Origin of the sequence: Halomonas sp. 3D7M, assembly GCF_014897885.1 — a bacterium.
GTDB lineage: Bacteria > Pseudomonadota > Gammaproteobacteria > Pseudomonadales > Halomonadaceae > Vreelandella.
Map to the genome: position 1 here is coordinate 38,548 of NZ_JABUZF010000168.1, position 4,616 is coordinate 43,163.

The 4,616-nt window shown below is 52.8% G+C and carries 4 protein-coding genes; 3 read left to right on the top strand and 1 reads right to left on the bottom strand.

All coding sequences use genetic code 11. The annotated features are described in order from the left end of the window. Both glnE and INT22_RS08505 read left to right on the top strand, forming a co-directional pair. Positions 1–2,698, top strand: a 2,698-nt coding sequence (glnE, locus tag INT22_RS08500; protein WP_226912534.1) for a bifunctional [glutamate--ammonia ligase]-adenylyl-L-tyrosine phosphorylase/[glutamate--ammonia-ligase] adenylyltransferase, incomplete at its 5' end; no start/stop codon positions are given. A 118-nt stretch (positions 2,699–2,816) separates the two neighbouring features. Beyond that, a complete protein-coding gene (locus tag INT22_RS08505) occupies positions 2,817–3,710 on the top strand; it encodes an AEC family transporter (protein WP_095604495.1) in 894 nt (297 codons plus the stop codon). Positions 3,711–3,733: 23 nt separating this feature from the next. Here INT22_RS08505 and INT22_RS08510 read toward each other — a convergent pair whose 3' ends face one another. Continuing rightward, a complete protein-coding gene (locus INT22_RS08510) occupies positions 3,734–4,090 on the bottom strand; it encodes a hypothetical protein (protein ID WP_038478174.1) in 357 nt (118 codons plus the stop codon). A 228-nt stretch (positions 4,091–4,318) separates the two neighbouring features. Here INT22_RS08510 and INT22_RS20535 point away from each other — a divergent pair. Further along, positions 4,319–4,616, top strand: a 298-nt coding sequence (locus INT22_RS20535; RefSeq protein WP_226912535.1) for a BCCT family transporter, incomplete at its 3' end; no start/stop codon positions are given.

The following is a 4,616-nucleotide window of genomic DNA, read 5'->3' on the forward strand; positions in this document are numbered from 1 at the left end:
GAGTAAGGAGTCACAAGCGAGTTGGCTAGCTGATGCGCTGGAAAATGCCGATGATGAAGAGGCAATGCATCGCGCTATTCGCCGTTTTCGTCGTGCCCGCATGCTCGGGATTGTGTGGCGCGATCTTAATCGTCCTGATGGCTACACCATGTGGGACACTGCTCAGGCAGTTTCGTGGCTGGCGGAAGTCTGTATTGAAGCCGCGCTCAGCTGGCTTGAACGTTTTTACGCCCCGCGCTGGGGATTACCTGCGGCCCGCAGAGATGGCTCGTCCCAGCGCTTGGTGGTGCTGGGTATGGGTAAGCTCGGCGCGGGTGAGCTGAATCTTTCCTCAGATATTGACCTGATCTTCGCCTTTCCTGAAAAAGGTGAAACCGAAGGCGGGCGTAAACCCCTTGAGCACCAGGAGTACTTCACCAAACTAGGCCAGAAACTGATCGCCGCTTTAGATGCCATGACGGCTGACGGTTTCGTATTTCGCGTTGATATGCGGCTGCGCCCACTGGGTGATGGCGGCCCCCTGGTGGGCAGTTTCTCGATGCTCTCCAGTTACTATCAGGATCAGGGGCGTGAGTGGGAGCGTTATGCCATGCTCAAAGCGCGTCCCGTTGCAGGAGACATAGATGGCGGGCATGAACTGCTCGCAAGTCTCAGGCCGTTTGTTTACCGCCGCTACCTGGATTTTGGTGCGATTGAGTCGCTGCGTGAACTCAAGGCGATGATCAATCGCGAAGTAAAGCGCAAGGGCATGCAAAGCAATATCAAACTAGGGCCCGGTGGGATCAGGGAGGTTGAGTTCGTTGTCCAGGCATTTCAGCTGATTCGCGGTGGACGTGATACCGAGCTTCAAGTGACCTCACTCAAGACCGCTCTTAATCGACTGCCTGAACTGGGGCTGTTGCCCCAAGCAGTCGTCGATGAGCTGCTACCCGACTATGCGTATCTTCGCGACATGGAACACGCTATTCAGGCGCTAGAAGACCGTCAAACCCAAACGCTACCCGTTGATGATGAAGATCGGGAGCGGATCGCCTTTGCCTTGGGGCATGAAGATTGGCCGGGGCTCATCGCGCGGCTGGAGGAAGTGCGCGAACGCGTTCGTCAGCACTTTGATGCAGTGATCGCCGACCCCGAAGAGGACAGCGATGCAGAGAGTAGCGACGATAACCTTGGCCTGTCTCAGTGGCGGTTACTGTGGCGCGGCGAGCTAGAGCAGGAAGAAGCGGAAGCACTGCTAACTGATGCTGGTTTTATAGAACCAGAGAAAGCGCTTAAACGGCTGCAGAGTCTTTACCATTCCCGCCAAGTGCAAAGCATGCAGCGTATCGGCTTTGAACGGCTAGATGCGCTGATGCCGCTACTGCTGGTTGCCGTTGCCGAAAGTGAGTTGCCGGATAACGCGCTTAGTGGTGTCCAGCCGCTGATCGAATCGGTGCTTAGGCGAACCGCTTACCTTGCACTGTTGCGTGAAAACCCTCAGGCGCTTGAGCACCTAATGAAGCTGTGCTCGGCCAGCCACTGGATTGCAGAGCAACTTGCGCGTTACCCGATACTGCTTGATGAACTACTAACGCCGGATACGCTTTACACTCCCGCTGATAAATCACGACTTGCCGATGAGTTACGCCAGACCTTAAGCCGCTTGCCAGAAGATGATGATGAGGCACAGTTGGAAGCGCTTCGCGTGTTTAAGCATGCGCAGATGCTTCACGTTGCTGCATCGGATATCGCTGGAACACGCCACTTGATGAAGGTGAGCGACTACTTAACGTATATCGCTGAAGTCATTCTGGATGCCGTGCTAGCGATGGCCTGGAAGCATGTCACGCGGAAACATGGTGTGCCAGAAGGCCTCAATACACGAGAGCCAGCGTTTTTGATTGTGGGATACGGCAAGCTGGGGGGCATCGAGCTTGGTTATGGCTCTGATTTGGACTTGGTGTTCCTTCATGATAACGACGGAAAAGGCACTACCGATGGTGCCCGGCCCATCGATACAGCGGTCTTTTTTACCCGTCTAGGCCAGCGCATCATCCACCTCTTAACCGCAGTAACGCCTGCCGGCAGCCTTTACGAGGTTGATATGCGCCTTCGGCCTTCGGGCAATGCAGGCCTGTTGGTGACCTCTTTAGATGCCTTTGCGGATTATCAACGCCAAAACGCCTGGACCTGGGAGCATCAGGCGCTGGTACGCGCGCGCGTTGTCGCCGGTAGTAACACGCTGGCGAGTAAATTTGATGCAATCCGTGGTGAGATGCTGTGTCGCGAGCGTGACCCGCAAGCCTTAAGAGATGACGTTGTCAGCATGCGTCATAAAATGCGTGATCACCTTGGTTCTAAAGGACAGGGTTCTAAAGGGCAGCCAGGTAGTGCGGACGGGGAGGTGTTTAGTCTAAAGCACGATGTGGGTGGCATGGTTGATATTGAGTTTCTTTGCCAATATGCGGTGCTATCACTCGCTCATGACACGCCTGCATTAATCACCTATAGCGATAATATCCGCATTTTAGAAACCCTCGCCAAGAGTGGTCATATTACCGAGTCAGAAGCGGAGCAGTTGCGGGAAGCGTATCTCGCTTATCGTAGCCGTACCCACCGTGCGGCGTTAACCGGTGAAAAAACTGTCGTTGATGCACAGGCATTCAAAGCCCACCGCGATGTGGTTATTGCACTTTGGCAGCGTTTTCTTGAACCCTGATTGGCGAGGTGAGCGTTTTTAAGTAGCATCGATAGGGAAGATAGCCTGATAACAATAAGGAAAAGCTCCCTATGCATGCAACAGTTTGTCTCTGCGCCCGCCGCTTGGCGGAGGGCGTATGATCGGTCATATTCTCGCAACGCTGTTACCCGTGTTCTTAATTGCTGGCTGTGGTGCGGTTTACGGGCGTTATCGAAACCCTGATATTCGCAGCCTTAACACGCTCAATATGGAGCTATTTGTTCCACTACTGGTATTTGCCGTGTTGGCTGATCGCCAAGCGCCTTTGGCGGACTATGCGTGGCTTGCCACTGCGGCGGTGGCCGTCGTGCTAGGGTCTGGTCTTGTGCTTTGGCCGGTTGCTAAATGGCTGTCGCTGGACACAAAAGTGTTCTTGCCGCCGATGATGTTCAATAACTCTGGCAATATGGGGGTACCGCTACTGGTGCTCGCCTTTGGTCCAGAGGCCCTGCCGGCTGCAGTGGTCGTGTTTATTGTTGAAATGCTGCTGCATTTCTCAGTAGGTCTTTATATGTTGGACCCGCGCACGTCACTTTGGCGACTGTTACGAATGCCCATCGTAGCTGCGAGCCTAGCAGGGCTAGTCATCAACGTTGGAAATGTACCGTTGCCGAGCTGGCTGTTAGAAGCAATGCACATGTTAGGGGGAATCTGTATTCCACTGATGCTCTTTGCATTAGGTGTTCGATTGCTGGAAATTGATTTTAATGACTGGCGAACAGGCTTGTTGGGCGCTCTACTTTGCCCACTTTCTGGCTTAGTGATCGCACTACCGCTCATGTGGTTACTCCCATTGAATCCGCTACAGACAGCCGTGCTACTGGTATTTGCTGCACTGCCGCCTGCGGTATTGAACTACTTGGTGGCCGAGCAGTATAAACTGGCACCTCAGAAAGTCGCTTCGTTGGTGCTCATCGGCAATTTAGGGAGCTTAGTCGTTATGCCACTGACGTTAGCAGCAGCGTTCGCCTGGATTCAAGCGCCGCTTTAAAAGCGGCGGTAGTCAGCAACTGATTAAGACCGGTGGTGGTCGTCTTTAACTTCGTAACTACCTTCTATTGCGTCGTGCTGGCTCGTAGAGGTATCCCTGTAAGCATAACCGCCACCAACATCCTGAGCGTTGTCAGCGCGCATCTGCTCCATGCGTTTTTTCATTTTATGGCGGACAAAGGGCATCATTGCCCAGCCAATGAGCAGGAAAAAAAGTCCGAGTACAACACCGACGATCATCAGTGCACCAAACGCTAACCACGTCAGTAGCAGTTTAATACTGCCCATCAGGCCGGTCGGCTGGGTCTGGGCTGCCCGAGCACGCCACTGGTTAGCAGCTTGCCACGCGGCATTGCGTTGATCACGATTCATTTGCGGCATGAAAGCCTCCATCGTTCATATGCGTTCCATTGGAACACAGGCTGGGTATCAAGTTCCTGCTCAGAGTTAACATTTCTTCATTCTGGCCGTGAAGGAGTTTTGTACGAATATGTTAGGTTAAAAGTCATGCCGTTTAAGGTTCAGTACAAGATCTGGATTTCAAAAAAACAGCATTTATCGGTACATTTTACGCTGTTACACACAATGCTCATTTAACAGGATGGTTATATGGCAAATCATGGCGGTAAGTCGGTATTTGTCGCCTCTGCGGTGATTATATTCGGCTTGGTTGTTATTGGCGCTGCATTCCCAGAAGGCTTTGGTAATGCAGCCCAAGCAGCGCTCACATCAATTACGGAACTGTTTGGCTGGTTCTACTTATTTTCAGTGTTTGGCTTTGTAGTTTTTCTGGTTGGCTTAGCATTGAGTAAGTATGGAAAAGTGCGCCTTGGCCCTCAGGACAGTACGCCCAGCTACAGTTTTTTCTCGTGGATTAGCATGCTGCTGGCGGCTGGGTTCGGCGTTG

Coding starts and splice junctions, on each gene's coding strand:
- INT22_RS08505 (WP_095604495.1), top strand. CDS start 2,817: ATGATCGGTCATATTCTCGCAACGCTGTTACCCGTGTTCTTAATTGCT.
- INT22_RS08510 (WP_038478174.1), bottom strand. CDS start 4,090: ATGCCGCAAATGAATCGTGATCAACGCAATGCCGCGTGGCAAGCTGCT.